Source organism: Vreelandella aquamarina (genome assembly GCF_900110265.1).
In the GTDB taxonomy this organism is placed as follows: domain Bacteria; phylum Pseudomonadota; class Gammaproteobacteria; order Pseudomonadales; family Halomonadaceae; genus Vreelandella; species Vreelandella aquamarina.
On the sequence record NZ_FODB01000095.1, the window covers coordinates 1 to 5,907 of the forward strand.

7 protein-coding genes are annotated in these 5,907 nt (G+C 55.0%); 1 reads left to right on the forward strand and 6 read right to left on the reverse strand.

Annotation, left to right across the window (positions count from 1 at the left end; all coding sequences use genetic code 11):
• Window positions 1–413 precede the first annotated feature (413 nt).
• The 6 genes from BMY49_RS16690 to zapE all read right to left on the reverse strand — a co-directional run bounded on the left by BMY49_RS16690 (window position 414) and on the right by zapE (window position 5,437).
• A complete protein-coding gene (locus BMY49_RS16690) occupies window positions 414–1,181 on the reverse strand; it encodes a cytochrome c1 (RefSeq protein WP_044629969.1) in 768 nt (255 codons plus the stop codon).
• Window positions 1,181–2,440, reverse strand: a complete 1,260-nt coding sequence (locus tag BMY49_RS16695; protein ID WP_044629968.1) for a cytochrome b — start codon at window positions 2,438–2,440, stop codon at window positions 1,181–1,183. Before BMY49_RS16695 ends, BMY49_RS16690 begins: the two co-directional genes overlap by 1 nt.
• Window positions 2,440–3,039 (reverse strand): ubiquinol-cytochrome c reductase iron-sulfur subunit, encoded by a 600-nt coding sequence (petA, locus tag BMY49_RS16700; protein ID WP_044629967.1) that lies wholly within the window; start codon window positions 3,037–3,039, stop codon window positions 2,440–2,442. The genes BMY49_RS16695 and petA overlap by 1 nt, the downstream gene beginning before the upstream one ends.
• A 208-nt stretch (window positions 3,040–3,247) precedes the next feature.
• Window positions 3,248–3,637, reverse strand: a complete 390-nt coding sequence (gene rpsI, locus BMY49_RS16705) for a 30S ribosomal protein S9 (protein ID WP_044629966.1) — start codon at window positions 3,635–3,637, stop codon at window positions 3,248–3,250.
• Window positions 3,638–3,650: 13 nt separating this feature from the next.
• A complete protein-coding gene (gene rplM / locus BMY49_RS16710) occupies window positions 3,651–4,079 on the reverse strand; it encodes a 50S ribosomal protein L13 (protein WP_044629965.1) in 429 nt (142 codons plus the stop codon).
• A gap of 176 nt (window positions 4,080–4,255) precedes the next feature.
• Window positions 4,256–5,437, reverse strand: a complete 1,182-nt coding sequence (zapE, locus tag BMY49_RS16715) for a cell division protein ZapE (RefSeq protein WP_044629964.1) — start codon at window positions 5,435–5,437, stop codon at window positions 4,256–4,258.
• Between the two features lie 177 nt (window positions 5,438–5,614).
• On the opposite strand from zapE, the gene BMY49_RS16720 reads away from it, so the two are divergent.
• Window positions 5,615–5,907 (forward strand): transposase (locus BMY49_RS16720; RefSeq protein ID WP_208596227.1); only part of this gene is annotated, 293 nt, incomplete at its 3' end.

A 5,907-nucleotide genomic window follows, 5' to 3' on the forward strand; every position in this document is an offset into this window, starting at 1 on the left:
CGCCTCTCGACGCCGGTAGCACCGTGGCAGACCACCAGACCTCCCAGGGTAAGACGCGCGACCTTCCTCCCACCTACCCGCCGCATTTACTATCGCCCCTTCCGGATAGCTATGGGGCTTTGAGGATCATTGCACTCTCGCCCGGGTGCGATAGCCTCGTATGCGATTTCTGTTCGTCGGGCCGGGAGTTTGCCTTCAGCTTCCTTCGGATTCTGCCTTGCGGCAGACACCCTTGCTGTTCAGCTAACGGTTCCCGCTATCAGGGTCCGTAGGGGACTTTCACCCCCAAGTCATCCTGTGAGGCACCACCCTCAGGAATAGCGCCAGTCAAGGCGCTGCGCGCCATGCCTGGCGCACAACAAAAGGCGCACGGCTTTCGCCGTGCGCCTGAACCGCCTATCCTACTTTACTGATTAGTGGACGTCTCGCCAGTACTCACGCTTGAGTAGGTAAGCAATCACACCAAAAATAAAGATAAAGATAAGTACTTTAGGTGCCAGGGCTTGCGCCTGCAGCTTGGAAGGCTCACCCACGTAGGCCAGGAAGTTGGTCAGGTCATATACCGCTTCCTCGAACTCGGCTGGCTCCATCGCCCCTGGCTGAGTCACTTGCAGCACATCACAAGACTGATACTTACCTGATAGCGGGTCGGGAGACTGCCCCGCCACCGGCTGATCGGTTTCGGCACACACCAACTCCTGAACGCCTTGGAGAGGCTCCAGCACGTTAGGCATCGCCACCAAATCGAACACGGTGTTATTCACACCAGTGGGACGACTCGGGTCTTTGTAAAAGCCCAACAGGTAGGAGTAGATCCAGTCAGTGCCACGTAGGCGCGCTTCCAGCGTCAGGTCGGGCGGCGGAGCGCCAAACCAAGACTCTGCATCGCCACGATCCATCGCAATGTGCATCTGGTCGTTGAACGCTAAGTCTGAGGAGAAGATTAAGTTCTCTTCTACCAGATCCTGGGGGATACCCAGATCATCAGCCGCGCGCGCAAAGCGCTGGTGCTCAAGCGAGTGACAGCCCATGCAGTAATTAACATAGAGCTTCATGCCATTTTGCAGAGACGCCTGATCCTGTAGGTCAGGCTCCATGCTGTGAGGCACACTTGCGCCACCAGCCGCCATCGCGGTTACCGGCACGATTGCGAAGAGCAGTGCTAATAGTTGCTTTTTCATTAGCCAGTCACCCTTTCCGGAACGGGTTTAGTCTTCTCCAGCTTGGTGTAGAGCGGCATCAGCAGGAAGAAGGCGAAGTAAATGGCTGTACACACTTGCGCCAAGATGGTGCGACCTGTTGTGGACGGCAGCACACCTAGAATACCAAGAATTACAAAGCTGATGCAGAACAGCAGCAGCATAACTTTGGACATCCAGCCTTTGTAACGCATAGAGCGCACAGGGCTACGGTCAAGCCACGGTAGCACGAACAGCACAGCAATCGCCGCGCCCATGCAGACAACACCCAGGAACTTAGCGTCAAGACCAAACAGCGAGAAGGTAATCGCACGCAGAATGGCGTAGAACGGCGTGAAGTACCAAACCGGTGCAATGTGGTCAGGCGTTTTCAGCGGGTTAGCCGGTTCAAAGTTCGGCCGCTCGATGAAGTAGCCCCCCCCTTCCGGGAAGTAGAACACCACGACACTGAAGACAAACAAGAACACCGCAATACCCACCAAGTCCTTCACGGTGTAGTACGGGTGGAAAGCGATGCCGTCGAGCGGCTTGCCGGTCTCGTCTTTCTTCTGCTTGATTTCGATACCATCAGGGTTGTTAGAACCCACTTCATGCAGAGCAATGATGTGAAGCACGACTAATGCCAAAATCACGATGGGCAACGCAACGACGTGAAGCGCAAAGAAACGGTTCAACGTGATGCCTGAAATTAGGAAATCACCGCGCACCCACTGCGCTAGATCAGGGCCAATACCCGGGATGGCCGAGAACAGCGAGATAATGACCTGCGCCCCCCAGTAAGACATCTGACCCCATGGAAGCAGATAGCCCATGAAGGCTTCGGCCATCAGCAGAAGATAGATGGCCATACCAAAAATCCACACCAGCTCACGTGGCGCTTTGTAGGAACCATAAAGCAACCCGCGGAACATATGCAGATAGATGACCACGAAGAAGGCGGATGCCCCCGTCGTATGCATGTAGCGAATCAACCAGCCCCACTCGACATCACGCATGATGTACTCGACGGAGGCAAACGCACCTTCGGCAGAGGGATTGAAACTCATGGTCAACCAAACGCCGGTCAGGATTTGGTTGACCAGCACCAGCAGCGCCAACACGCCAAATATATAGAAGAAGTTGAAGTTCTTCGGCGCGTAGTACTTCGTCAGATGGTCTTGCATCATTTGCGTGGCGGGGAATCGGTCGTCCACCCAGCGCATGATGCCACTCTCGGCCTTCGCCTTATTTGGATTAGCCATTAGGCACTCTCCTCATCTTCGCCGACCACGATGATGTCATCGCTTTCAAAGCGGTAGGGCGGCACTTCAAGGTTCGTCGGCGCAGGGACGTTGCTAAAGACGCGACCGGCCAAGTCAAAACGAGAGCCGTGGCATGGGCAGAAGAAACCACCCGGCCAGTTATCGACACCCACCCCTTCCGCATCCGGCTCGGGCCGATACAAGGGAGAACAGCCCAAATGGGTACAGATGCCGATCAAGACACCAATCTCAGGCTTGATCGAGCGCAGACCACCCTGGATATAGGCAGGCTGCTGTGGCACTTCGGACTCTGGATCCGCCAAGCTGTCAGCCCCTAGCGCTTCGGTCCGTTCGATCATCTCAGGCGTACGATTAATGATCCAAATCGGGCGACCACGCCACTCGACGGTCATACGCTGACCTGGCTCAAGCTTGGAAATATCCGCTTGAACCGGCGCGCCTGCCGCTCTTGCCTTGGCACTAGGCTGCCAAGATGCCACAAAGGGGACCGCAACCCCGACAGCGCCCACCGCCCCCACAACGGAGGTGGCGCCTACGAGGAAACGGCGCCGGCCTTTGTTTACGCCGTTATCTGCCATTTCTGGTTTCTCCCATCAGCTTACCCGTTCCGTCGCAAAGGCGTCTTGCGACGACGAATATCAAATACAGTCTATGTTAAAAAAACAAAGCGCTCTGCACAAGAACAACCGCCCCGGACCATGGTGGTACGAGCGTTATAATTTTTTGATATTCCAATAAAAAACGCCCAGGTCTTTGACCTGGGCGTTTTTGCCACATAGCGTAAAATTAACGCTTGGAGAACTGCGGACGACGACGTGCTTTACGCAGACCGACTTTCTTACGCTCAACCTGACGAGCATCGCGGGTAACGTAACCAGCGGCACGCAGCGTAGGACGCAGGTCTTCGTTGTAATTCATCAGGGCACGCGTGATGCCGTGACGAATAGCGCCAGCCTGTGAAGAGCCGCCGCCGCCTTCAACGGTAACGTAGACGTCGAACTGGTTTAGGGTTTCAGTCAACTCTAACGGCTGACGAACAACCATGCGACCGGTAACACGACCGAAGTACTGGTCAAGCTCACGGTTGTTGACGGTAATTTTGCCGGAACCCGGCTTCAGGAACACACGAGCGGTGGAAGTCTTGCGGCGCCCGGTACCGTAATACTGCTGTGTCATGGCGAAGATTTCCTCAGATGTTCAGTTCAAGCGGCTGCTGGGCAGCATGCGGATGCTCGGCACCGGCGTACACTTTTAACTTGGAGTACATGGCGCGACCCAACGGACCTTTCGGCAGCATGCCTTTAACGGCAGACTCGATGATACGCTCGGGAGCGTGGTCGAGCATTTTGTCGAATGTCATGGAGCGCAGACCGCCCGGGTAACCTGTGTGGCGGTAGTAGGTTTTAGCCTTCGCCTTGTTACCGGTTACTTGGACTTTCTCTGCATTGATCACGACGATGTAGTCGCCGGTATCAACGTGAGGGGTAAATTCGGGCTTATGCTTACCACGCAGGCGGCGAGCAATCTCGGTTGCCAGACGACCGAGCGTTTTGTCCGTAGCGTCGACAATGTACCAGTCGCGCTGGACGGACTGCGGCTTAGCACTGAACGTCTTCATGGATGAAATCACCAGATTAAGTGTGTTGGGTGACTCACACCGCCAAGCGGTGAAGCACCATCCCTATTTTTTTTGGTTGCTGATTTTAGCCAGCAACGTGTAGCGAGGCGGCATTCTACAGTAAGCATGTGCCCAAGTTAAGTGCCGCAGCTATTTTTTTGATGCATGCGCAGGCACTAGGGTTTATGAGCCAGCGCCAAGTACTCGCGAGACTGCATCTCCTGGAGCCGCGACAGAGTACGCTGAAACTCAAATGTGAGCTTACCGTCGTTATACAGCGACTCCACCGGCACTTCAGCGGACATCAACAGCTTTACGCCACGGTCATAAAACTCATCCACCATGTTGATAAAGCGCCGCGCCTGATCATCCGTTTTACCATCCATTCGCGGGACGTTGGCTACCAACACTGTGTGAAACTCCCGAGCAAGCTCGATATAGTCATTTTGGCTACGAGGGCCATCGCACAGCTCGGCAAACTCAAACCACACCACATCATCATGCAAGCGGCGAGTTTTCAGCACTCGGTGATTCACCTCCAGCGGCGCCCCCTCCTCACCCGGCTGTCCGGCAATTTCTCTGAAGCTGCGTGCCAATTCCTGCTCGGCAGCATCATCTAAAGGCGCATGGAAAATTTCTGCACGCTCAAGAGCACGCAAGCGGTAGTCGACCCCTGAATCAACGTTGACCACCTCACAGTGACGGTTCAGCAACTCAATAGCAGGCACAAATCGTGCACGCTGCAAGCCGTCTTTATAGAGGTCATTGGGTACAATATTCGACGTCGCCACCAGCACAACACCACGCTCAAACAGTGCTTCCAGCAAATTGGCCAGAATCATCGCGTCGGTAATGTCTTTAACAAAAAACTCATCAAAGCAGATTACCCTCGCCTCTGCCGCAAATTTACCGGCGATGAGCGTAAGAGGATTTTTCTCGCCCTTATAGCGTGTCAGCTCGTTGTGCACCCGCTGCATAAAGCGGTGGAAATGCGTGCGCATCTTCTCGGGAAACGGCAGTGCTTCATAAAAGGTATCGACTAAGTAAGTTTTTCCACGCCCCACGCCACCCCAAAAATAGAGCCCTTTCACCTGCGGCACTGGGGGTTTGGCCGGTTCATTTTTCTTACCCAGCAAGCCTGCCATTTTGGCCTTGATGCCTTTACTGGCGACTATCGCTTTGGGCACCGTGGTCGGCGCTGACACCAACTCATCATAGAGGCGCTGCAGATGCTTCACTGCTTGTTCTTGGGCAGAGTCATATTGGAAATCGCTACGCTTGAGGTCTTCTTGATAACGCTCAAGCGGCGTTGGCCGACGCGTTTGATCAGACGCCTGACGTGCAGATACTGATGCCATTAATGTGCTCCCGCAACGCATTGTCCAAGCTGTATCCTCGACGTGCCACCGCCCGCCAGATAAAGCTTGCTCAATAAAATGGGGCTAATTATACGCCGCTTAAACGCTAAGCCCGCCTTATTCATGAGACCGGCCTGAAAACGAAGATAGCGGATGGTATCCTCTTGAAAATTCAGTGTGTTCCGCCAAGAACCTGATCCAAGGGAGCCATCCGCTATGGGTGAAAGCCTATCCACCTGGACGCCCTCGTGCAACGGCTCTGTCCGTGTCGAGCTGAGCGGCCACCGCACCACCAGCGACAGCGGCGCTTTGTTGCTGCGCGAAGCCCTCGACAGTAGCGGCGTGATCGAGGCGCTCGGCGACAACCTGGTCGATGCGCGTCATCCGCTGCGCATTCGCCACTCGCTGACCAGCCAGATACGCACTCTGGTGCTGCAGCGGGCGATGGGCTGGATCGATCTCAGCGATAC